Source organism: Shewanella psychropiezotolerans, assembly GCF_007197555.1.
GTDB lineage: Bacteria > Pseudomonadota > Gammaproteobacteria > Enterobacterales > Shewanellaceae > Shewanella > Shewanella psychropiezotolerans.
In genome coordinates, this window is sequence record NZ_CP041614.1 from 1314724 (window position 1) to 1337944 (window position 23221).

17 protein-coding genes and 1 pseudogene are annotated in these 23221 nt (G+C 46.1%); 13 read left to right on the plus strand and 5 right to left on the minus strand.

All coding sequences use genetic code 11. From position 1 onward, the window contains the following. Nucleotides 1-176 precede the first annotated feature (176 nt). Nucleotides 177-617 carry a GDSL-type esterase/lipase family protein gene (locus FM037_RS05825; protein WP_324617109.1) on the plus strand — a complete coding sequence of 147 codons (441 nt, stop codon included), beginning with the start codon at nucleotides 177-179 and terminating at the stop codon, nucleotides 615-617. Nucleotides 618-917: 300 nt separating this feature from the next. After that, nucleotides 918-1646: an HDOD domain-containing protein gene (locus tag FM037_RS05830; protein WP_144045221.1), complete on the plus strand. Its 729-nt coding sequence runs from the start codon at nucleotides 918-920 to the stop codon at nucleotides 1644-1646. A gap of 103 nt (nucleotides 1647-1749) precedes the next feature. On the opposite strand, the gene FM037_RS05835 is transcribed toward FM037_RS05830, so the two are convergent. Continuing rightward, nucleotides 1750-2655, minus strand: coding sequence for a LysR family transcriptional regulator (locus FM037_RS05835; protein WP_144045222.1), 906 nt, complete (start codon nucleotides 2653-2655; stop codon nucleotides 1750-1752). A 232-nt stretch (nucleotides 2656-2887) separates the two neighbouring features. Between FM037_RS05835 and metE the strand changes: the two genes are divergently transcribed. Further along, nucleotides 2888-5176, plus strand: coding sequence for a 5-methyltetrahydropteroyltriglutamate--homocysteine S-methyltransferase (metE, locus tag FM037_RS05840; RefSeq protein ID WP_185977056.1), 2289 nt, complete (start codon nucleotides 2888-2890; stop codon nucleotides 5174-5176). Between the two features lie 157 nt (nucleotides 5177-5333). Here metE and FM037_RS05845 read toward each other — a convergent pair whose 3' ends face one another. Further along, the gene (locus tag FM037_RS05845; RefSeq protein ID WP_144045224.1) at nucleotides 5334-6899 is read right to left on the minus strand and encodes a glutamate synthase-related protein; all 1566 of its coding nucleotides are present in this window, start codon (nucleotides 6897-6899) and stop codon (nucleotides 5334-5336) included. 448 nt (nucleotides 6900-7347) lie between these two features. On the opposite strand from FM037_RS05845, the gene FM037_RS05850 reads away from it, so the two are divergent. The 6 genes and pseudogenes from FM037_RS05850 (at nucleotide 7348) to FM037_RS05875 (ending at nucleotide 16050) form a co-directional block, all read left to right on the plus strand. After that, the gene (locus tag FM037_RS05850) at nucleotides 7348-7698 is read left to right on the plus strand and encodes a hypothetical protein (RefSeq protein ID WP_227992688.1); all 351 of its coding nucleotides are present in this window, start codon (nucleotides 7348-7350) and stop codon (nucleotides 7696-7698) included. Between the two features lie 317 nt (nucleotides 7699-8015). Further along, the gene (locus FM037_RS05855; RefSeq protein WP_144045226.1) at nucleotides 8016-9176 is read left to right on the plus strand and encodes an efflux RND transporter periplasmic adaptor subunit; all 1161 of its coding nucleotides are present in this window, start codon (nucleotides 8016-8018) and stop codon (nucleotides 9174-9176) included. Beyond that, a complete protein-coding gene (locus FM037_RS05860) occupies nucleotides 9173-12301 on the plus strand; it encodes an efflux RND transporter permease subunit (RefSeq protein ID WP_144045227.1) in 3129 nt (1042 codons plus the stop codon). The genes FM037_RS05855 and FM037_RS05860 overlap by 4 nt, the downstream gene beginning before the upstream one ends. Before the next feature lie 99 nt (nucleotides 12302-12400). Continuing rightward, nucleotides 12401-14517, plus strand: a pseudogene (locus FM037_RS05865) (protein-disulfide reductase DsbD family protein). 112 nt (nucleotides 14518-14629) lie between these two features. Further along, nucleotides 14630-15478: a DsbA family protein gene (locus FM037_RS05870; RefSeq protein ID WP_227992691.1), complete on the plus strand. Its 849-nt coding sequence runs from the start codon at nucleotides 14630-14632 to the stop codon at nucleotides 15476-15478. 119 nt (nucleotides 15479-15597) lie between these two features. Continuing rightward, nucleotides 15598-16050: a protein disulfide oxidoreductase gene (locus FM037_RS05875; RefSeq protein ID WP_407695652.1), complete on the plus strand. Its 453-nt coding sequence runs from the start codon at nucleotides 15598-15600 to the stop codon at nucleotides 16048-16050. Between the two features lie 116 nt (nucleotides 16051-16166). Here FM037_RS05875 and FM037_RS05880 read toward each other — a convergent pair whose 3' ends face one another. Next, nucleotides 16167-16571 carry a RidA family protein gene (locus FM037_RS05880; RefSeq protein ID WP_144045228.1) on the minus strand — a complete coding sequence of 135 codons (405 nt, stop codon included), beginning with the start codon at nucleotides 16569-16571 and terminating at the stop codon, nucleotides 16167-16169. Nucleotides 16572-16665: 94 nt separating this feature from the next. Beyond that, a complete protein-coding gene (locus tag FM037_RS05885) occupies nucleotides 16666-17037 on the minus strand; it encodes a hypothetical protein (RefSeq protein ID WP_227992692.1) in 372 nt (123 codons plus the stop codon). A gap of 359 nt (nucleotides 17038-17396) precedes the next feature. Here FM037_RS05885 and FM037_RS05890 point away from each other — a divergent pair, with 359 nt between their 5' ends. Genes FM037_RS05890 through FM037_RS05900 form a run of 3 tightly spaced genes read left to right on the plus strand, consistent with a single transcriptional unit; the run spans nucleotide 17397 to nucleotide 20283 of the window. Continuing rightward, nucleotides 17397-17915 carry a peroxiredoxin family protein gene (locus FM037_RS05890; protein ID WP_227992696.1) on the plus strand — a complete coding sequence of 173 codons (519 nt, stop codon included), beginning with the start codon at nucleotides 17397-17399 and terminating at the stop codon, nucleotides 17913-17915. Continuing rightward, entirely contained in the window at nucleotides 17909-18577 is a 669-nt protein-coding gene (locus FM037_RS05895; protein WP_144045230.1) for a gluconate 2-dehydrogenase subunit 3 family protein, read from the plus strand. Before FM037_RS05890 ends, FM037_RS05895 begins: the two co-directional genes overlap by 7 nt. Nucleotides 18578-18600: 23 nt before the next feature. Further along, the gene (locus FM037_RS05900) at nucleotides 18601-20283 is read left to right on the plus strand and encodes a GMC family oxidoreductase (protein WP_144045231.1); all 1683 of its coding nucleotides are present in this window, start codon (nucleotides 18601-18603) and stop codon (nucleotides 20281-20283) included. A 159-nt stretch (nucleotides 20284-20442) separates the two neighbouring features. Here FM037_RS05900 and FM037_RS05905 read toward each other — a convergent pair whose 3' ends face one another. After that, nucleotides 20443-20985 (minus strand): acyl-homoserine-lactone synthase, encoded by a 543-nt coding sequence (locus FM037_RS05905; protein ID WP_144045232.1) that lies wholly within the window; start codon nucleotides 20983-20985, stop codon nucleotides 20443-20445. Nucleotides 20986-21605: 620 nt separating this feature from the next. Between FM037_RS05905 and FM037_RS05910 the strand changes: the two genes are divergently transcribed. Further along, entirely contained in the window at nucleotides 21606-23009 is a 1404-nt protein-coding gene (locus FM037_RS05910; RefSeq protein WP_144045233.1) for a cytochrome P450, read from the plus strand. The last annotated feature ends 212 nt before the right edge of the window (nucleotides 23010-23221 follow it).

Below are 23221 nucleotides of genomic sequence, written 5' to 3' on the forward strand. Positions count from 1 at the left end.
TTTGGCACAGGTAAACGCATGAAAATTCGGTTTATTGTATTCGTTTTATGTGTGTTCATTTCTGCATGTTCCGGCCCTAAACTTGAACCGCTTTCGGCGAGTGCCGAAATCATGGCCTTTGGCGATAGTCTTACTTATGGCAAGGGGCGAGTGAAGGCGGTGACTATCCAGCGGTTTTGGCTGAATTGACTGGCCTCAGGGTGATCAATGCTGGTGTTTCAGGTGAGACAACCTCACAAGGCTTGACCAGGCTAGCTGAACTACTTGTTCGAGAGACGCCTGACTTGTTGATTTTACTCGAAGGTGGCAATGATTTTCTGCGTAATCACGATATAGCCAAGACCAAAACTAATCTGGCGCAGATGATCGAACTGGCTCATGCTAAGTCGATTCCGGTAGTCTTGATTGCCGTCCCTCAGAAGAGTATTTTTTTATCATCGGCGGCGCTCTATTCAGAGCTAGCTGATACGTATAATGTTATGCTTCTAGAAGAGGCGTTAACGGACTTGCTCAAAACCCGGTCAATGAAATCTGATACGATTCACCTTAATGATGCAGGTTACCGCGCGCTAGCTGAGACGATTTATCAAGGACTCGAAGATGCAGGCGCGATATAATTCATCGAATATGTGCTATTAATATGTGCTATTAAGGTATTGAAGATACCAAATGTGAAATATAGTGCCGATATCTTCAGACTTTAGGTTGAATGCCGCTAATTTATGGAATGGTTGATAACGCTCTTATTTAGTCTTAATTTCGGGGTTTTCGTCCGGTGATTTGACCTTTGGCAGAGAAATAGAGTTAAAGTATTCATTTAGACGAAATCAACTTGACCCAAGTGGCCTTTTTATGGGTAAATTCCCTGATAACAATTGGTGTTGTGCCAAAATAATAAATGTAGGTTAAAACTTCCCATGACAGATCTTGAGCATAAGGTATTCACTCAAGTACGCGCAATTATTAGTAATGAAGAGCAGGTGATTGGTCGCCGCGGAATATTGATTCCATTAAAGAAGGCGATTATCGCCGATGGTGATATTCGAAATGTCATCGATATAGTCTCTTCAGATCCTGCTTTAGCAGCTCATATGCTTTGGCGCAGCAATTCGGCGATTAGCGGTGCAGGTATTACCACTAAGAACCGCTCATTGAAAGATGCCTTGGTTCGATTAGGTCAGGTGAACATATATCGTTATGCCTTTACCTTCTATTTGAAAGAGCGCCTCGATGAATTGCCCCAGCCATATAAGAAGTTAGTGCACGGGTATTGGTCATTGACTGAAAGTATCGCTACCGATGCCGTCGATAGTTTGCATCAAATGGAAGGGGTGGATATCAACCCGGATGAAGTGCAGACCTTAGCCTTGTTTAGTGTATTCGGTGAGATTATTGCCTTGACTGCATTTGCCTTCTTAAATGCCGAGTCGGAAGAGTCGTTTCCCCTGAGCATCATCAAGTCGCTTATCGATAACCAGAAGCAGACTTTGACCATAGAAGCGTTTGAATCTTTGGGTTTAGATGAAGAGCTTAAAGATGAGTTTATGATTGCCCATAATCTCAGACAGACTCGCAATGCAAACTCGCCAGGTCTAGTGCTCAGACGCGTGCTTTCGATGAGAAATCAGCTGCTGAATCCGTTGTAAAAGAAGGCTCGAGCATCTGGCTGTAGCTCGCGATAGCCCTGTCTTTATAGCAAGATCCTAGGAACTCACCGTTAGAGCCTAGGATCTCGTTCTTTCATTTAATTCAATTGAACTTATGCTGTTTTGCTAGTCCTTCTTTGGCTACTAGCTTTAACCACTGCTGCGCCACTCGTGCGCTAGAGCTATCTTTGCGATATGCCCCAAACAGCGGACGCTTTAATCCCTCAGGTCCTAGCTTGATTGCGGTTAAGTTCAAACCATAAGACTCGCTGATTGACCAGGTTGGTAGGGCTGCCACACCATCTTTGCAGGCGATCCTTTGCAGTAGCATCATGGTGAGATCGCAGCTGATCTGCTCACCGGCTTCCACTCCCGCAGGCTCCAGGAAATGACGGTAAAGATCCAGACGTTGCAGCGGCACTGGATAGCTGATAATAGCAAGTTTCTCGAGTTGCTTAGGCGTCACATATTCCAGCTTGGCCAGAGGGTGATCGTTGGCAACCACGAGCTGAACTTCAAAATCGAACAGATGCTGATAGGCAATGGATTGTCCCGGAACAGGATCTGATGTGAGTACCACATCGAGTTCGCCAATCTCCAGCGCATTGAGTGAATCAAACAGGTGTCGGCTGGAAAGGTCTAAATTCACATTTGGATATGCCGTCCTAAACTGCTCCATCACTGGCATCAACCATCGAAAGCAGCTATGGCATTCGATGCCTACCGCAAGTTGATTAAGTTCGTCATTGAGTCCCTGCTTGAGGTCATATTCGGTTTCGACGACCTTAGGTAAGATCTCTTCGGCCAGATTGAGTAGCCGAGCGCCTTCTTGCGTAAAAGAGAGAGGTTTACTCTTTCTGATAAAGATTGAGGAGTTAATCCGGGTCTCTAACTCTTTTATCTGATGAGAAAGCGCAGATTGAGTGACGAAGCGTTTCTTGGCTGCACCAGCGAGACTTCCCGTCTCTTTTAAGGCTACTAGTGTTCGTAAGTGTCTAAGCTCAATCATATAATACCTACTTTTGTTCAACGTGAATTTTACTCATGTTGCGCTTGAAATCAATTCGTTTGTCAGAAGATAGACTATCACAATAAACTTCTAGACGTCCAGACGCCCAAATGTGTTTTTACATCGAAAGATGTTACATCACCAGGAGTCACTGATAAGACTCTGGCGCGTTTACTTTGAATTCTGCTCATATTAAAGCAAAAAGGTATACAATATGCAAACTTCGAAAGAGATACAGATAGCTAACCTAGGGTTTCCAAGAATTGGTCGTCAACGTGAGCTGAAGTTTGCTCAAGAGAAATATTGGCGTGGCGAGACTAGTCAGGCTGAGCTAAAAAAAGTGGCTAAGGAGTTACGTCGTACTCATTGGGAGTGGCAGGCACAGGCCGGGGTTTCCTTGTTGCCCGTGGGCGATTTCGCCTTCTATGATCAGGTGCTGACTCTGAGTGCGACATTGAATGCCATCCCTGAGCGTCACAGAAACCAAGATGATGCTCATGTTGATCTCGATACCTTGTTTCGAGTCGCACGAGGCCGTGCACCATCGGGTAAAGATGCCCCCGCTGGTGAAATGACTAAGTATTTCAATACTAACTATCACTACATAGTGCCTGAGTTAACTGTAGATCAAGAATTCAGTGTAGCGTATGAGCAGTTTTTTGAAGAAGTTGAAGAAGCAAAAGTACTGGGCTATGCCGCTAAACCTGTACTGTTAGGTCCGGTTTCTTATCTGTTTTTATCTAAGGCTGTTGGCAGCGATTTCGATAAACTTTCACTACTGCCTAAGCTCATTAAGACCTATGCAGATATCTTGGCTCGTTTCAGTGAGCAAGGTGTAGACTGGGTGCAACTCGAAGAACCTGTTTTAGCCCTTGAGCTTGATGCCGATTGGCAAGCAGCTATTTCTTCTGCCTATGAGGAACTGAAGTCATCTGAGGTCAAGGTATTACTGGCGAGTTACTATGGCACCATTGCTCATCATCAAGCATTGGTTTCAGCCTTGCCTGTTGCCGGTCTGCATTTGGATCTTGTCACGGCTCCCGAACAGCTTGCAGAATTTGCGGCAAACTTACAACCTGAGCAGGTGCTCTCTTTAGGTGTTATTAATGGTCGTAACGTATGGGCGGCAGATATTGACTTGATTGCCGAGCGTATCGCTCCTGTGGTGAACGACCTTAAGGGACGAGTCTGGATCTCTCCTTCTTGTTCACTGCTTCATAGCCCGGTGGATCTCGATGTTGAAACTGAGCTGGCTCCGGCCCTGAAGCAACAACTCTCATTTGCGAAACAGAAGCTCTCTGAGTTGACTCAACTGAAAGCGCTACTCAGCACTCCTGCGGACAGTGCCGCTAAAGTTGAAATAGACACCATAGTGGCAACTTGTGTGGCGCGCAGAGAGGCTCGAGAAGCCGCCGCCGATCAGCAAGTTATCGACAGAGTTGCGGCTCTTAATGCGGATGATTATGAGCGTGATACCGTGTTTGCTAACCGCCAAGCTATACAACAACAGAAGTTTAATTTACCCCTGTTACCTACGACAACCATAGGCTCGTTCCCACAGACTCCGGCAATTCGCGGCCTGCGTAGTCGCTGGCGTAAAGGTGAGATCACCCAAGAGTTTTATAACGACCAACTACGCCAGGTGACCAGAGATACGGTTGAGCGTCAGCTTAAGTTAGGTATTGACGTACTGGTTCACGGTGAGGCCGAGCGTAACGACATGGTCGAGTATTTCGGCGAGCAGCTTCAAGGTTTCGCCTTCACTAAATTTGGTTGGGTCCAGAGTTATGGCTCACGTTGTGTTAAGCCGCCACTTATCTATGGTGATGTGTCACGCCCTGAGGCTATGACAGTCGAGTGGGCGCAGTATGCTCAGTCTCTGACTGACAAGCCAGTTAAAGGCATGCTAACGGGGCCGGTTACTATTCTGCATTGGTCATTTGCCCGTGAAGACATCAGCCGTGAGGAGATAGCGACTCAAATTGGTTTGGCCATTCGTGATGAAGTCGTCGACTTGCAAAATGCGGGGATAGGCATCATTCAGATAGATGAGCCAGCTTTCCGGGAAGGTTTGCCTTTGAAGAAGAGTGATTGGCAAGCCTACCTTAAGTGGGCGGTTGATTCATTTAAGTTGAGCGCCGCAGGTGTCACAGATGAGACGCAGATCCACACTCATATGTGTTACAGCGAATTCAATGAAACTATAGCGGCCATCGCGGCCATGGACGCCGATGTGATCACTATCGAGACCTCGCGTTCTCGCATGGAGTTACTCACGGCCTTCGAAGATTTCGCATACCCGAATGAGATAGGTCCAGGTGTTTATGATATTCACACACCAAACACGCCAACGGTCGATGAGATGGTTGAGCTTATCGAGAAAGCGGCCGACAAGATTGCCGTACGCCAGCTTTGGGTTAACCCGGATTGTGGCTTGAAGACGAGAACATGGGATGAAGTAGAGCCAGCCCTTAAGAACTTAGTTCAAGCGACTAAGGTGTTGAGAAGAAAGTTGGGATAAGGCTGAGAAGTTCCGAGCTTCGAGTCTCGAGTTCAAGACAGAGCTGAGACAGCTGTAAGCGATAAGGTCAAGCTAAGGCTGATAAGTAACGAGTTCCTAGAATCTAGATTCTAGGAACTCGTAGTCATCTTCGAATGAAGGTGACGTTCTACTAATCTTATGGCGTGAATCCCGCGTAATGTATTCCCGAAAGATGTGCCATCTCTCTGTGCCAGGTGGCTAAGTCATCTTTGTTAAAATCACTCAAACTATGATGACCACAGGCGCGGGCCATAACCTGCATTAGTTCCACCGATGCAGTGAAGAAGTTAGCGAGTTGCATCGATGCCTTGTCGGTATTGAGTTTCTTCCTCAGCTCCGGGTTCTGTGTGGCTATGCCGGAAGGGCAGTTGTTGGTGTTACACATACGGGCGGCTACACAGCCTATGGCTTGCATGGCGCTATTAGAGATAGCGACGCCGTCGGCGCCTAAGGCCATGGCTTTGACAAAATCCATGGGGACACGTATTCCACCTGTGATGATTAAGGTGACTTTTCCGCTGGCACCTTTTTCATCTAAAAATCGACGAGCACGAGCTAAGGCTGGGATCGTGGGTACGCTGATATGGTCGCGGAACATCTCCGGAGCCGCGCCAGTTCCGCCGCCGCGGCCATCTAATATGATGTAATCGGCAGTGGCGTCCAGGGCAAACTGGATATCACGTTCGATATGGTTGGCACTGAGTTTAAACCCTATGGGCACGCCGCCACTGATCTCACGGACACGTTCTGCGAAACGCTTAAAGTCGCATGAATTATTGAGTTCCTTAAAGGTGGGCGGTGATATGGCTGGCTGACCTTCGGGAATGCCTCTTACCTGTGAAATCTTCCCTCGGTTTTTTATTCCCGGTAGGTGACCTCCAGTGCCTGTCTTTGCCCCTTGTCCGCCTTTGAAGTGAAAGGCTTGAATAGAATGTAGTAGCTCTTCACGATAGCCAAACTGGGCGCTGGCGAGCTCATAGAAGTAGCGGGAGTTTTGTGCTTGTTCCTCGGGGAGCATGCCACCTTCGCCAGAGCATATTCCAGTGCCAACAAGCTCAGCACCCATAGCCAGGGCTGTTTTAGCTTCTTCGGAAAGTGCGCCGAAACTCATATCCGAAACAAACAGTGGGATCTTGAGCTTAAGCGGCTTACGGGCTTCGGGGCCTATGATCAGTTCGGTCGAGACGGCTTGGTCTTCCTGTAATGGCTTAGTGGCCATTTGGGCCGTCATTATCTGGATATCATCCCAATGAGGCAGTAGATGACGGGGTACACCCATTGAGGTCATGGGACCATGATGGCCAAGTTTTGACAGGCCTTCTCGGGCAAGTTGGTGGATAAATTCCACCGTAGGTTCCTCTAGTGTGGCCTTAGCCAAGGGCATGGCGTCGGATTTGGTATCTTTAGCCGGGCCTGGTCCCTCTTTGCCAACCTGTTTGGCGGTGAACTGTTTATGAGTGCCGTCACAAAAGGGGGCATTAGCCGTGTGCTTGCAGGCGCAAAGATATGCATCGCCATCTTGCTCTGCTGTGAAGGCCTTAGGTTTAAATGAAGTGCCTGCATGTGAGCCATCGCAGAAGGGTTGCTTCTTAGATTGGCCGCAGGCACAGAAATAATATTCCTGACCCTTGGTGAGTTCGACTTTCTTAGGTTTATTGTCTGCAATAATCGGCTTTGCATCAGTAGAATGTGGGTTGCTCATACCTTCTCCTTGGCCATTTTCAACTTTGTTAGATGAATTACTACCACGGCTCTTATTCTGATTTCACTTACTTTTATAGAAATAGTCACCTGTAATAGGGGGGCTAGTAAATGTGCTGTGTTCAATAAATAACCTTATAAAGATAACTTAAGATAAGCTTGTGTGTCATGCAATAGATTGTTTTTTATTCACTTAGTGAGAATGAAAATCGATTGAGAAAATAAAAATATTTTTTATGAACTATTTTTGCCTTTATCCGGTCTTATCCAACAGGCGCATCTGAGCTCCACTGTCAGATCCCATTAGCAAACCTGGTTTCAGGTTTGCGTTTCTAGCCCGAATGTAAGTTTACGTTTCAAAAAGGACATTATTCATCAATAAGTTTTTTGCTAACCAAACAGGAAATCGTTGGACGGTACTGGTTTTTACCATACTGACGCTATTCTGTTTGACCCAAAATAGTGGAATTCTTAACCTGCTACTCAATCAACAGAGTGCGCAGGCGATGTCGGCTGCTTTACTCCCAGCACATGTAAGTGCAGAGTCGAATGTCAGTGCTAGTGCAAAAGAGCTCACTCAAGGCGCAGAGCTTAAAGCGTTCGAATTCAAAAAGTGTGAATTATCAGAAAAGTCCATGCGTGTGTGTATGGATGCACCCAGTAGCTTACCTTTTTTGGTACTGCTTTTTTTACTCCCCTTACTTCCCCTCGTGTATCGTGTCATCACACGCTATCCAGAGCCTGGCGAACAAGCTAAACCCAGGCGAATACACCTCTCCTTGTGTCGCTTTCAAGAATAAAAACTCATCTGTTCTACTGAGAGATTAAGTCACTTTAATTACGCTATTTAGCGGTTATTGGGTCAATTTTGTTCATCTTTTGGCGTTACTGTATCTGAGACTTAGGCTTATCACATTGGCCACATGTATTGGATTTACAGTAACAAAAGCCTTAGCTGACTAGTTTGAAAATAGCCCGATAATCATAAGTGACTTACCTCTGGACACGTTGCTCTCGCAGCGTATTTATCATCATGTAGATATTTACTGCATAAGCGTTATCGCCTTAGGTGAGACCTTAGCAGGCTAGCCCGTCATTGACGGGATTTGAGGTTATTTTGAAATTAGATAAAGTTTTGTTAGCTAGCGTATGCATTATGACGCCTTTGGTTGTAGCGACTGTGGTTTTTCCAGATAGAGTTTATGCTGATGGGAACAAAAGTGTAGAGGCTGCTGTGGCTGTGAAGGCTGCAAGAGTCACCGCACACGAATATCATCATAACTTTAAAATTAAGGGGCGGGTCGCGGCAAAAGAAGACGTTGCTCTGCAAGCTCAAGTCACAGGTTATCTAGTGTCCAAGCATTTTAATGAGGGAGATATTGTTGCCGAAGGCGAGCTACTGTTTTTACTCAATGATAGCCGTTATCAGGCAAAACTGTCCCATGCAAAATCTCTGCTGGCTAGCGCCGAAGCTAATTTGAATGTGGCTAATCTTGATTATAAACGTGGGCTATCTTTACTGCCTAACTCCTCGATAAGTGAAGCTGAAGTTGACCGTTTCCTTGCTGAAAAACAATTAGCTCAGGCGCAAATAACGTCGGCCAAAGCACAAATTCAGTTAGCTCAAACCGAGTTGGATTACACCCAAATACGGGCACCATTTTCAGGACGGATCAGTAACAGCAAGGTGGCGCTTGGTGAGCTGGTATCACCATCGAGTGAAGCGCTTGTGGATCTTGTGACTGTGTCACCAATCGATGTCAGTTTTCAGGTGAGTGAAACGGTTTTCCATCAGACCAAAAAGAAATTACAAGCCACTGGTGCTCAATTGCCCTCCGTCTCGCTGTTTTTTACTTCAGGCGAAGCTTTTTCTGAAATTGGTGAGATCACTTATTTAGGTAATCGTGTCGATAAAGCGACGGGCACAGTTGATGTTCGCGCCGAGTTTAATAACCAAAAGCAGCTGTTATTACCTGGACAATATGTTGAACTCACTGTGACCGAAAGTCTGGCTGAATCTGTGTTGTTACTGCCTCAGCGTGCCTTGTTGCAAGATTTAGTGGGATTCTATGTATTTGTAGTCAACGCTAATGAGCGAGTCGAACGCAGAGATATTCGTATCGGTGAGCAAGTGCGCGATCAGGTTATCGTTAATGCGGGGATGACGGTTGACGAAGTGGTGATCACTCATGGTCTGCAACGGGTTAAAACCGGCTCTTGGGTTAAGGCCAAGTTGGTTGATGCTGCTAACGCTCAAGTGATGGTGGTAGGCGCATGATCAGTAAGTTTTTTCTCGATAGGCCTAAGTTTGCCATCGTTCTGTCTTTGATTATCACCTTGGCTGGCATCATAGCGATACCTAACCTGGCAGTGTCTCAATTTCCCGTTATCACCCCGCCTCAAATTCAGGTCACTGCATCTATGCGGGGGGCGAGTGCCTCTGTGGTTGAAGAGACCATAGCCAGGCCTATCGAAGATGCCATTAACGGCGTCGAAGATATGATCTATATGAGCTCTAAAAGTAGCAACGATGGCACTTATCGTCTATCTGTGACCTTCGAGGTGGGCACAGATCCAAACATTGCTCAGGTCAATTTGCAAAATCGCCTGGCATTAGCCGAGCCCATGCTGCCTTCTGAGGTGTTGGGGAATGGCTTAAGCGTGAAAAAATACTCACCTGATATTCTAATTATGATCGATTTTACCTCAACAGATGGCCAGATAAGTGAACAGGTCTTATCTAGCTTTGTGGCGCTACAGGTCACAGATAAGTTGACCCGAATTAAGGGGGTGTCTGAATCTGTGCTTTACGGTAATCGATTCCTCAGTATGCGTATGTGGCTTAATCCAGATAGGATGGCGCACCTGAGTATTACCGCTTCTGATGTGCAGCAGGCGCTGCTTGAGCAAAATATTCAAGCGCCATTAGGCAGTGTCGGGGCGAGACCCAGCGATAAACCGTTAGAACTAGAGTATTCGCTACTGACTCAAGGGCGTCTTGCTACGGTTGAGGAGTTTGAGAATGTCATACTACGTGCAGATAAGTCGGGTCATACCGTTTATCTCAAAGATGTTGCGACCGTGGAGCTCGGGCAGGAAGACTATGTTGGCGCAGGGATCAGTGATGGCAAGCCATCGGCGCAAATTCAGATAACCACGCTGCCCGGGGCTAACGCTATCGAGGTGGCCGATGCGGTAAAAGCGGCGCTTAAAGAGATGCAAGCCTTTATGCCTGAAGGCATGATGTATAACACCCAAGTTGATACCACATTATTTGTGACTGAATCGATTAAGGGCATGCTTTGGACATTAGTACTGGCCGTTATTCTGGTGGTATTAGTAACCTACTTGTTTCTTGGCTCTGTAAGAGCCACCTTAGTGCCGTTAATTGCTATTCCTATTTCGATAGTTGGCAGCTTTGCATTAATGTTGGTAGCGGGTTTTGGCATCAATACCGTGACCCTGTTCGGACTGATTTTGGCTATTGGCATTGTGGTGGATAATGCCATTTTGGTGATTGAAAATGTTGAAGCTAATTTAGCTCAAGCTCCATCCCTTAGTACTAAATCGGCCACAGAGCAGGCGATGAAGCAGGTCACTGGGCCGATAATCACCTCAACCTTGGTCTTATTAGCCGTGTTTATTCCTGTGACCCTATTACCCGGGGTGACTGGGATCATGTATCAGCAGTTTGCCATGACCTTGATTTTTTCACTGATCTTGTCGGCTGTGGTTGCCTTGAGTTTAAGCCCTGTCTTGTGTTCCTTATTATTAAAGCCAGGTGTACAAAATTATCCTAAGTGGTATATCGGCTTTAATCGATTCTTTGACAATATTACCGCAAGCTACAGCAGGACCGCCTCGGTATTGATCAGAAAGAGTCTGGTTTTAGTGATACTTTCGCTTGGGGCATTAGCGGCACTGGGTTATTTAGTTCAGTCGACGTCCACCAGCTTCGTGCCGAAAGAGGATAAGGGGATCTTTTTCGTCAATGTCATCTTGCCTGATGGGGCGAGTTTGAGCCGCACGGAGCAAGTGATCACCAAAGTAGAAGCTTTTCTTAAGTCTGAGCCTGGGGTGTTAAATATCGCTTCAGCGGCCGGTTATTCAGGTTTATCGGGTTCAATGCAATCTAATGCTGCCAGAATGTTTGTCAGTTTAGCTCATTGGGATGAACGTGCTGCACTGGAAGGTCTCCATGGCGTCGAGGATATTATCTCTCGGGTCGGACAGTGGGCAAAAGCCGAGTTACCAGAGGCTCAGCTTATCAGCTTTGGGCCTGCTACCATCCCGGGTATTGGCTCTGGCACAGGCTTTGAGTTTGTGCTGCAAGATACCTTAGGTAGAGACAAGGCGGAACTTGGCGCTGTGATGCAAGACCTTATCGATAGTGCGAATCAAGAGCCGGAGCTGCAAGGTGTATTCAGCGCGTTCAGGGCGAATGTGCCGCACTATTATCTCGACATCGACAGACTGAAAGCGAAACAACTTGGGGTGCCACTGTCTGAGGTGTTCTTAACCTTGCAGATTAATCTTGGATCCTTGTATATCAATGATTTTACTCAGTTTGGAAAGTCTTTCAAAGTAACATTGCAGGCCGATGGTGCTTTTAGAGAGTCGGTAAAAGATATTGCCAGGTATCAGGTGAGAAGTCAGAGCGGGGAGATGATCCCCTTGAGCACGTTGGTTACAGTTAAGCCGACATTAGCGCCGAATATCATCTGGCGGTATAACAAGTATGGCGCGGTCATCATTCAAGGTCAGTCCGCCCCAGGTTTTTCAACGGGGGATGCCATGGAGGCCATGGAACGTGTCGCCGCAGAGGTATTGCCTCAGGGTTATACCTATGAGTGGAGTGGTCTTTCATATCAGGAGAAGCTTGCTGGCAATATGGCCATCTATGCCTTCGGATTTGCGCTGATATTTATTTATCTCTTGCTGGTGGCTCAGTATGAAAGCTGGACATTGCCTTTTGCGATTATTCTGGTGGTGCCAACGGCAATCTTAGGTGGCATGCTGGCGCTCAAGCTGGGCGGCTTCTCTCTTAGCCTTTATGCTCAGATAGGACTGGTTTTGCTTATCGCCATGGCGGCAAAAAATGCCATCTTGATTGTCGAGTTTTCTAAGCTAAAACGAGAGGCGGGGTTATCAATTATCGAGGCGGCTAAGCAAGGTGGCGCATTGAGATTTAGGGCGGTGAATATGACCTCATGGTCTTTCATCTTAGGTATCGCACCTCTGCTATTTGCATCTGGTGCCGGCGCGGTGGGGTTACAGAATATCGGGTTTACCTTAGTGGGCGGCTTATTGAGTGTATTACTCATTGGCTCCTTCTTCGTTCCTGGGTATTACGCGCTTATTCAAGTATCAAGGGAACGCATTATGGAACGATTTATAAAGTGAAGATGGCTATGACTATTATTTTGAGTAATAAATTGAACATGCAATTGAGCAAACAATTTAAATTTAAGTATCAATATCTAACATTAAAAGGAGAGTCAATTGAAGTCTATTAAATCAATGTTCTTGGCTTTATGTGTCTTATTGTCTTTAAGTGCAAGCCAGATGGCAGTTGCAGCTTCCACTGGCTGGCTAACTAACCCCAATCATCCGCCGGTGAAGGTACGCTTGATGTTGACCGGGGAATTAGATCCAGTCACTAAGGCTATGCCCGCGGTACTCGAAGTTAAGCTTGATGGGGACTGGAAGACCTATTGGCGTAGCCCTGGAGAGGGGGAATAGCCCCTAGTATTAAGTGGGACAAGTCCACGAATCTACAGAAGGTGGATTGGTCATGGCCCGCACCGCAGCAGTTTTCCTTGCTAGGCATGCAGACCTTTGGTTATCAAGATGAAGTCACTTTTCCCTTGCTGCTGACTTTAGATGATATTGAAGCCAATACTCAACTGCATGGCAAGTTCACCTTGTCTTCGTGTACCACCATTTGTGTGCTCACGGATTATGAGATCAACTTGGATATCGAGCCCGGTACTCTTAAGGCCGACACCGATGCCATGTTCGCCTATAACAGGGCGGTTTCTAGTGTGCCATTGAAGGTGACAGCACAAGACGCTGATTCCGCAATAAAACTAGGTTGGGACAGTGGCAAGTCACAGCTGGAAGTGGTGCTCGACGGTACTCACTGGCGTCAGCCTAAATTGATCATAGATGGCGAGCCGGACACGGTTTTCAAGCTAGTGAGTGTCAACAAGAGAGAAGCCGCCGATGTAGGCGAAGCCGAGAAAATCGTCGCTATCTTCGATGGTAGCAGCTGGCTGGGTGAGCCTGAATTACTGGGTAAAAGTTTGCATGTCACTGTGGTCGATTCCCAGCGTGCGTTGGAATACTCATCTGAGGTGAAACCGACTCAAATCATCGCCCAGGGCTCATCTCTGCTCAAAATGATGCTTATCGCCTTGATTGGTGGCTTGATACTCAATGTGATGCCCTGTGTGTTACCGGTACTTGGCATGAAGTTAAGCTCAGTGGTCTCGGCGCCGGATCTTGAACGTAATCAAATTCGTCAGCAATTTATCGCCTCTGCGCTGGGGATCTTGGTCTCTTTTTGGTTACTGGCGGGCTTTATCCTGATGCTCAAGTTTACCGGACAGGCGATAGGTTGGGGGGTGCAGTTCCAAAATCCTTGGTTTATCGGCTTTATGGCCCTGGTGACCTCAATCTTTGCCATCAATATGCTTGGGGCATTTGAGATTAACTTGCCTTCGAGTCTGCAAACTAAGTTGGCGACAACCGGGGGCAATAACAACAGGGGGCATTTTCTTCAGGGGATGTTTGCGACCTTATTGGCGACGCCTTGTAGCGCACCATTTTTGGGGACTGCGGTCGCCTTTGCCCTTGGCGCCGATACCATCAGCTTGTTGGTGATCTTCACTGCGTTGGCTTTGGGCATGGCACTACCTTGGCTGTTAGTGGCAGCGTTCCCTCAGATCGCGAACTACTTCCCTAAACCCGGTCGCTGGATGAGTGTGGTTAAGGTCATCTTCTCGGTATTACTGCTGATCACTAGTTTGTGGCTCATCAGTCTATTGAGCAATTTCCTGGCAACCAGCTATCTGTTTGTCGCAGCAGCTGTCTTACTGGTGACCTTCTTCATCTTTATGGCAAAAACGATTGGCGCCGCCGCGGTCGTGGCGACGTTTAGTATCACGCTTATCTTTGCCGCCATAGGCGCCTTTATGACATCAGAGCAATGGGCGAAACCTTTGCCCACAGATCTGGTGTGGACTCCGTTAAACGAAGAGGTGATAGCCGAGCAAGTGGCCGAGGGTAAGACGATTTTTGTCGATGTGACTGCCGACTGGTGTATCAGCTGTAAGGCCAATAAGGTGGGGGTGATATTGCAAGATCCTGTCTATAGTCAGCTCAAGCAAGACAATCTTATGACCATGAAAGGAGATTGGACTAAGCCATCTGAGTACATCACCAACTATTTGCAGCGGCATAATCGTTTCGGTGTGCCATTTAATGTGGTTTACGGCCCAGGGGCACCCGATGGCATCCAGTTACCTGTGATCTTGTCTACACAAGGGGTGTTAGCCGCGATTGAGCGTGCATCGACAGCACCAACGGCTTCGGCCGAGCAGAGAATTAAACAATAAATCAGTGACTCTATAAGTGTTTTTATATAAATAAAACACAGGTTAATCAGACACATTTATAGCTCAAGGTGAGCCCATTACCTTGAGCTAGCCAAAATATTAGGAATATAAGATGAAATCAGTATCTAAGTTAGACAGCCAGTCCAATGAGCCTAAGTTGCATAAATTTAGCCCGCTAAAACTGATGCAATCAAGAAAACTGCAGTTTATTGCCATGTCTGGCATTACCGCTTCTGCACTCTTTATCGCCTCACAGCTGTCATTTATCTCACCGGTCCACGCCGAGGTGACAAGTTTAACGGCTCAGCAAGAGCAAGATGTCAGAGCCATTATCAAGGATGCCTTGGTTAATGATCCTGAACTCTTGAAGGAAGCCATCATAGCGCTGCAGACTCGTGAGCAGTTAGGGGCAAACTCTGCCAAGCAGACGGCTCTGGATGATAATTATAGCGCCATGTATGAAACTAAGAGCGACCCCTGGAAAGGAGCTGAAAACCCTGAGATCACTATGGTGTATTTCACCGATTTCAATTGCCCTTACTGCAAGAAAATTGAACCCTCGCTCAATAAGCTGATCGAAGAGTTTCCTCAGCTGAAGATCATCATCAAGATGGTGCCGCTGCAAGGGGAAGGGTCTGAACTGGCGGTAGAATTGGCGCAGACGGTTTGGCTTAACGAGCCTGAGAAGTACATAAAATTGAAAGATATGTTGATGTCTAGCCCGCGTAGACTCGACTCAGCATCTATAGCTAAAGTCGCTAAGTTGACCGATACCGAGAAATGGTTAGGAAAGACGGACTCTCGAGTCAACGAGATGATGCATGATAACATCAAGCTGATGAGGAACTTAGGCATAGGCGGCACCCCAAGCATGATTTTTGGCGATAAGATTATTCCAGGACTCGTGTCTTATGATGTGCTCAAAGAGCAGCTTGAAGAAGTGATTGAGGCCAAAGGCTAATGAGTAGAGCCGCTGACGATAGTAAGGATAAAACTCAGGCTGGAAAAATAGCCTTAGATACCGTGGCGCTTACTCCTTTGAGAAGGGCCTTCGGCTGGCTTAAGCAAATAGCCCTGTTTATGCTGTTTGCCATAGTGATCACCGGAGTGATGGACATCTGGCGTGGTAAGGATATTCCAAGGGATAACCTGCCAGACATCAAAGGCATGACCTTAGCCGGGACTGATATCGATATTGATGCCTTGAGCCAAGATCAGGCGGTATTGGTGTATTTTTGGGGCACCTGGTGCCCGGTGTGTAACTTTGTCAGTCCGGCAGTGGATACCATGGCCAGCATGTACCCAGTAGTCACAGTGGCGATGAACTCGGGACCCGATGACAAGATGGTCAAATATCTTCAGCATAAGGGCTATGAGTTTGAGACCATCAACGACAGTAATAATGACATTGCCCGTGATTGGTCGGTGCAGCTGACGCCTACCTTGATGGTATTTAAAGATGGCGAGCTGAAACATTACACTACAGGTTTCACTAGCCTACCTGGGATGTGGTGGCGCATGCTCTTGTCTTAATCCATTGATGAACATAGCGCTTAACGTTAAGCTTTAAGCGCTAATCGATACAGTGATCTATGTTGATGGATGACAACATCTACTTTAATGTTCATTATAGATGCCGAGATTAATAATTAATCAATACAGCGATCTATGTCTATTATCGCATCTACCTCTATCTCTATTAGCCATTCAGGATTGATGAAGCGGCTAACTTGGAATAGGGTGGAAGCAGGTCTGATATGTTTAAAATACTCACCATGTACTTCGGCAATTTTCGGCCAGTCTTTTATATCTGTAACCATCACTCGAGTACGTACTACATCGTCTAAACTGGCTCCGGCTACTTCTAATGTATGTATGATGGTTTGTATACATTGTTGGGCTTGTGCTGCCGGGTCATTGAGGCCGACCGTATTTCCCCCTTTATCTATCGGAGCTGTACCGCCGATACAGACATGATTGCCTATCCGCACCGCACGTGAAAATCCTATCAAATCTGCATAAGGGCTGGAACTGGGGATTAACGACCGCGACATATCAGACTCCAGTATTTTGAGTTTTATCTTGGATAAGTATGGAATAATCTCAACACTTTGCCTCTTTTTTAAGATGCACTTTTTCTTGTAATCATTACTGTTGATTACTGCTAAAGCTGATTCGATATTGCTCATCTATGATGAAGCTGAGCTTAGTCCCGAATTGAGAAAAATTGTTATCGTCGAATTGATATTCTATATGGCCTTGCGCTACCTGAGCCCCATTAATCGAAATAAGCTGATAAGTGACTAGGCCTGTTTTCTCCTGTGGGGAGAAGTAGATGGTTTGGCGGCTATTAGCCTTGACGGGCTCAAAGGTGAGCTGGCTTGTCGGCAGGTTAAAAATAATTTGGTAAAAGCTTCTGTCAGAATGATTTCTGACCAAAATTTGTGGTGATAGGAAGTGATAAGCGATCCCGCTTACGATAATCATCAAACAAAAAGCTAACCCTAATCTTCTTTTCATATTGTGTAATAGTCCCCTTGCTAAATGGGTGGCTCTAGTCTTTGACAACATCAGGTTAGTTTAAATCCCCCAACGTAGCAAAAGGTTGAAAATACCCATATTTCGACCTGACTTTAAGTGCCTTCTTCCAAGGAGGGCTAAAAAATACTCGGTGCTTGATGGGGAGCGTCCATGATGCTTGTTAAAAATTGTTCTAAATCAATAAAAGATGCAAAACTCATTTAACTTGAATTGTTTTATTAGAGCTTGCGGTCTGCTGTTATACCGATTGGTATTAATAATAGATGTTTTTACTGGATGATATTTAGGCACATATGATGAAGAGAAGGATGGTTAAAGGGATTTATGGGGTGCTTGTCATGTCATTATTTATTGGTTTCAAGGCGCTGACAGCGCCTTTATCTGTGGGGGAAATCGCCCCCGACTTTGCGCTCAAGCAACTCGATGGAACCGAGTTTAACCTGAGTGATTATCAGGGACATAAGTCAGTTTATCTCATCTTCTGGAATACCTGGTGTGGCCCCTGTACGAAGAAGGCACCTAAGCTGGTGGATATTCAAAATGAGCTTGGAGAGCGGGTGAAACTGTTGGCTGTTAATACCAGTTGGAGTGACTCTTTATTTGAAATCACTCGTTTTCAATCTCATTTTTCGACTAATTACCCTATAGCCTTCGATGATGAAGCCGAGGTGACTCACCTCTATGGTGTGATGGGCACGCCAACCAGTTTCTTAGTGGATATCAATGGTGTCATCAAGCAGGTCGATGGTATTACAGATACCCTGAGTAGTAATATTGCTCAGTGGAACCAGATGATACCTCAAATGGGGCAAGAATTAATGGCAAGCCAGGGCTGCAGCAAGGAGAGCGTATGTTGAAAAAAGATACCCCGTTAACTGAGGCACAATTAAAAGATAAGCCGTTAAAAGCGGGCTCAAGCAAGCCTGAATTAGTCAGTGTCTTTAGTAGTGGCCTTAACCGCAGAGCCTTTTTAAGACAAACAGGTGCTGCCGCAGTTTTACTCGGTTTGATTGGTGCTAAGCCCTCAGTAGTTGCAGCCGCTGATGAGGTTGATAGCCAGGAGAGAGGCAGTGATGCAGGTTTTAGTTCCCATGCTCAAGCTGTAGTTGCAGCGGTGCAGATGCAGTTATTTCCCGATGATGACGATGGACCTTCGGCAAAAGATCTTAACGCATTTAGATATCTGACCTGGGCACTCGATGATCCTGACAATTTAGCCGATGGTGACAGGGCATTTATCTTGCGCGGTGTTGGTTGGCTCGAAGAGTTAGCAAAATCGACCCATGGCGCTAGTTTCATCAAGCTAGGGGTGAATGAGCAAGATGTCGTGCTTAAGCAGATAGCCAAGAGTCGCACCGGTGAGAACTGGCTTTCATTGCTGCTCTATTATTTACTGGAGTCCCTGACCTTAGACCCTATCTATGGTGGCAATACAGATGGTATCGGCTGGCAGTGGCTCGAACATCAGCCTGGTTTCCCGCGTCCGATTCAAGGCAAAACCTATTTAGATTTTAGCTAGCTGACAACAGAGCAGGAGATGGCATGAGTAAGCAAGAGTTTGATATCTGTATCGTTGGCAGTGGTGCTGGCGCGGGTCCTATCGCCTATGAGTTAGCAAAGGCGGGCTATAAGATCGGTGTGTTGGAGAAGGGTAACTGGTTTAAAGAAAATGATTTCTTTAAAGATGAGCAATTGGGTCGCCACAGTGTGTTTCGCTCACAATTTAAGGATGAGCGTCATGTACTTGAGGAGCCTAATGGTGATGACACTTGGTCATCAGACACTACGGCTCAGTTTTGGGGCGGCAATACTGTCGGCGGCGCGACTAATTTTATGAGCGCTTACTTTCATCGTCTCAAGCCCCAAGATTTCAGGTTAGTCACTGAATATGGTGACATTGAAGGTGCTAACAATGTCGATTGGCCCATTAGTTATGATGATCTCGAGCCTTACTATACCAAGGTGGAACAGGTGATTGGCGTCTCTGGCAAAGTGGTAAAGCATCCGCAGTTAGAGCCGCGTTCGACCATAGACTTCCCCTTTCCACCGACCGCAGAACATCCTGTCGCTCAGCGCTTCGATGCCGCCTGTAAGGGGTTAAAGCTGCATCCCTTACCCATGGCTCGCGGTATTCTCTCTATCCCCTTCAACGGCCGAAAAAGCTGTGAATACTCAGGTTATTGTGGCAGTTATGGCTGTCATTCCGGTGCAAAGGCTAGCTCTCGTGCAGCCTTGCTAGATGCGGCTGTAAAAACCGGCAATTGTGAGATAGTCACTCAGGCTAAGGTATATCGGCTCAATACGGACAGCTCTGGACAAATAAGCTCCGTGGATTATTTCGATCTGACCGATGAAAACAGCTCAAAGCGCGTTACGGCTAAGCTGTTTGTGGTGGCCTGTTACTCCATTGAGAGTGCCCGCCTGTTACTCAGTAGCACTGGCGACAAACATCCCAATGGCATAGGAAATACCTATCAGCAGGTGGGAAAAAACCTGCACTGCTGCGCCGGAGGTACGGGTCATGGTGTGTTTGAGATGGGTAAGCTCAAAGAGTTCGAGGCCAAGCAGCTTAAAATTCGTGGTCCCTTTTTCAATCGAGCCCTGCAGGACTGGTATGAGATTGACGATAAAGCAGTCTCATCTAAACCAATAAAAGGCGGCACACTCGATTTTGTCTTCGATCCACCATCGCCAACAGGGGAGACTGCCAGCTTGAAGTGGCAAGGGGAAAACCTGTTGTGGGGTACGCCGCTGAAACAGAAGATCAAATCCCACTTCACCAAGTCGAAAGACTTTAAGTTTGAAGTTTTCTGTGACTGGCTAACTAATGATGAATGCTATGTCAGTCTGGACCCTGTAGAGAAAGACCGCTGGGGTCAGAGCGTTGCCAAAGTCAGAACAGGCTTTCATTCCCATGATGAGAAGGTGGCTCAGTATCTGGTGGATCGAGGCGTTGAAGTGATGAAAGCCATGGGGGCTCATCAAGCTTGGGGTAATGTTTTTACTCAGCCTACTTCAAACTTAGTCGCCGGTGGTTGTCGTTTCGGCAATGATGTAAAAACCTCTGTGTTAGACAAGAACTGTAAAGTACATGATTGCGATAACCTCTATGTGACCGATGGTTCATTTATGCCTAATGGAGGTAGTGTGACCCCAACCTTTACGATTTATGCTAATGCGTTTCGGGTGGCTGATAAGATTTTAGCGCGACTTGAGAAGGTTTAAGTCAGTTAATTCATTCGTTCATTCGTTCATTCATGGCTTTAACGGGTGGTAGTGTGACCCCAACCTTTACGATTCTTGCTAATGCGTTTCGAGTAGCAGATAAGATTTTAGCGCCGCTAGATGAGGTAGTCATCTAGCGGCTCTCTTTAAATAAAATCGCTAGGAGCAAAGAGTTTTCTTCGAAGGGATCAGTGTTTCGACTTGTCCAAAATCCAGTACAGCCGCCATGGCATAACAACCATCATCCATCTTAACCGGCTTGGATAACGGGGTCGATTTAAAGCCTATTCGGGAAAAAACGACTCGTGTTGCGGGTGTCACTACCATGTAGACATACCTGATGTTTCTGTTGCGGCAATAATTTTGTAAGTGTGACAGCAACAGGTTCAGAGGAGGGTGATTACTCACCTTCGTTTTTCCTCTGTGAGTGGACTTGATTAATAGTCGGGATACTTCACAAGAGTTAGCGAGTTGAGTTGTAGGTTTAGAGCCCAGCAGAGGGCTGCTGAAAATCGTATTGATCATCCAGGGAGTGTCGTGATGATGTACTCTCAGGTATCCGGTCGCTTGACCATCGATAAAGAGTCCCAGATGGGTCGATGTATTATCGAAGTTGTCATATTCCTTCTCATCTTCCGGGCTTCCGACCCAGGCGAGTTCACGACAAAATACCTCGGCGCGTAGTCGATATAGTTTGTCCATCTGCCCTTGATTCGGGCTATGGGTGACGAGGTACTGGGGGGATTTACTGCAAAGCGATGGACATTATCACTGGTGTGATGATTTGTTAATGGAGTCTGATTTGTTAATGGAGTCTGATTTGTTAATGGAGTCTGATTTGTTAATGGAGTCTGATTTGATTCCAGCATAGGGTTCTACTAATTTGGGCAAATTTCAAGGTGAATTACACCGCGATAATAGAACCTTAGGTACTGTCCGAAAGGTCAGTTGTAAATGTCGGATATTGCAATAAGGCGTTTGAAGGGGAAGTTTGTTGAAGTCCTGAGGTGCTAGTTAAAGATCTGAGAGTAATTGAACCCTTGAAGTATTTCGTTGAGTGAACTTAAGTTCATGGAAAAGTTATTTTTGTAAGAGATTAAGGTTGCGTAATTGTTCCTATTTATATTTTAAATTATTATCATGAACGATGAGAATGTTTGAAAATAATTTTAAAAGTGAATTTTATTAAATTGATATTACGTTTGTAAATAATATTTATAAATAAAATAGTATTTGTGTTCATTAAATTTATACAGGAAACTATAGAGAGCAGATGTTCTCTGCCGGTAATTAATAAAATGTAAGTTTACTCAGGGCTAAAAATGAAATCACTCTCTCAATTATCCGGGCCTCCGGCAACGAGTATTCTCGGGCATGTCAGTGCATTGAAGCAAACCGATATCCACCTCCAGATGTTGAAATGGATTGAGCAGTATGGAGATATTTTTCGGATCAGGTTAGGGATTAAGCCTGTGATGATAGTGGCCGAACCTAAATTGATTAAGACCTTGTTACGTAGCCGTCCAGAGCAATTCAGAAGAATTAAGAGCATAGAAACGGTTTTTGAAGAGGCTGGGCTAAACGGTATATTCTCTGCGGAGGGGGAGAAATGGAAAACCCACAGAAAACTCACAGAACCTAGTTTTCAGCCTGGTCATCTGAAGCATTTTTTCCCCCTGTTACAGGTCATCACCAAGAGGCTGGAGAAGCGATTCGAATACTTAGCCGTTTCGGGGCAAGAGTTCGATCTTCTGGATGAGTTTAAGCGTTATGCCGTCGACGTCACCACTTGGCTGGCATTCGGTGAAGATTTCAATTCACTGGAAAATTCCTCATCCAGATTAGAAGCTTGCCTGAAAACTGTGTTTCCAACCATGAACAAACGAATCACGTCACCTGTACCTATCTGGCGCTTATTTCCGTCGAGAGCAGATAAAGCTTTCGATGCTTCCCTCAAGGAGGTTAAGACGCTGGTAAAGGGTTTCATCAGCAACCAAAAGGAAAAAATGGCCGATAACCCTGAGTTGGCCAAAAAACCGGAAAATATGTTACAGGTCATGTTGACTGTGCAACAAGAAGACACCTCTCTTTCCGATGATGATATCATCGCCAATGCGGTCACTTTCCTGCTAGCGGGGGAGGATACCACGGCCAATACGCTCACCTGGATGGCATTCTTATTATCAAACGATGGGGAGGCTGAGGAGCGTTTAAATCGAGAACTACTGGAGTCGAATGTTAGTGGTATTTTAGGCTGGCCGCTCCCCAGATTATCTTTTCTCAATGCCATCACCTATGAGGCGATGAGATTAAAACCAGTGACACCTCTGCTCTATCTGGAGCCGATACAAGATACCCAAGTGGGCGGCTATAGTGTCAGTAAGGGAACACCGATATTCTTAATATTACACGCCAACGGTTTTAACCCTGATCTGTTCAGCGATCCTAACAGCTTCAACCCAAATCGTTGGCTGGACAAAGATCAGGCCTCATTTTCTTCACTTCAACCATTTGGGGGCGGGGCCAGATTGTGTCCCGGAAGGATGTTGGCCATGATGGAGATCAAGTTGGCGTTCAGTACTCTGTTCAGAAACTTCAGTTTGCAGCCCATGCAGGCGAGCAGTGAAGTGACTGAGCAGTTTGCTCTTACCATGTCACCCCATGGATTCAGGTGTAAAATACACAAGCGGATCAAGCTTGAATCGATGGGAACCGCCGTTAATTGAGTATCTTATCAAACCATGGCTATTTTTGATTAAAATTGATTTGTGCAATCGCCGATCTTGATGACTGTGATTTTTTTGTTAAGAGATCGATCTTTTTTCTTTGCATCTTGGTTTGATTGAGATTAAATTTATAGCTTAGGCGAGTATCGGTAGGGGAACTTACCGCTAGGGTGATACTTTAATTGTATTTTATTTTTTGTTATTGCAGTGAC

Bases quoted from the DNA above. Each gene is read 5' to 3' on its own strand.
- FM037_RS05830 (WP_144045221.1), top strand. From the start codon at position 918: ATGACAGATCTTGAGCATAAGGTATTCACTCAAGTACGCGCAATTATT.
- FM037_RS05835 (WP_144045222.1), bottom strand. From the start codon at position 2,655: ATGATTGAGCTTAGACACTTACGAACACTAGTAGCCTTAAAAGAGACG.
- FM037_RS05845 (WP_144045224.1), bottom strand. From the start codon at position 6,899: ATGAGCAACCCACATTCTACTGATGCAAAGCCGATTATTGCAGACAAT.
- FM037_RS05860 (WP_144045227.1), top strand. From the start codon at position 9,173: ATGATCAGTAAGTTTTTTCTCGATAGGCCTAAGTTTGCCATCGTTCTG.
- FM037_RS05870 (WP_227992691.1), top strand. From the start codon at position 14,630: ATGAAATCAGTATCTAAGTTAGACAGCCAGTCCAATGAGCCTAAGTTG.
- FM037_RS05875 (WP_407695652.1), top strand. From the start codon at position 15,598: ATGCTGTTTGCCATAGTGATCACCGGAGTGATGGACATCTGGCGTGGT.
- FM037_RS05880 (WP_144045228.1), bottom strand. From the start codon at position 16,571: ATGTCGCGGTCGTTAATCCCCAGTTCCAGCCCTTATGCAGATTTGATA.
- FM037_RS05885 (WP_227992692.1), bottom strand. From the start codon at position 17,037: ATGAAAAGAAGATTAGGGTTAGCTTTTTGTTTGATGATTATCGTAAGC.
- FM037_RS05890 (WP_227992696.1), top strand. From the start codon at position 17,397: ATGTCATTATTTATTGGTTTCAAGGCGCTGACAGCGCCTTTATCTGTG.
- FM037_RS05895 (WP_144045230.1), top strand. From the start codon at position 17,909: ATGTTGAAAAAAGATACCCCGTTAACTGAGGCACAATTAAAAGATAAG.
- FM037_RS05900 (WP_144045231.1), top strand. From the start codon at position 18,601: ATGAGTAAGCAAGAGTTTGATATCTGTATCGTTGGCAGTGGTGCTGGC.
- FM037_RS05905 (WP_144045232.1), bottom strand. From the start codon at position 20,985: ATGGACAAACTATATCGACTACGCGCCGAGGTATTTTGTCGTGAACTC.
- FM037_RS05910 (WP_144045233.1), top strand. From the start codon at position 21,606: ATGAAATCACTCTCTCAATTATCCGGGCCTCCGGCAACGAGTATTCTC.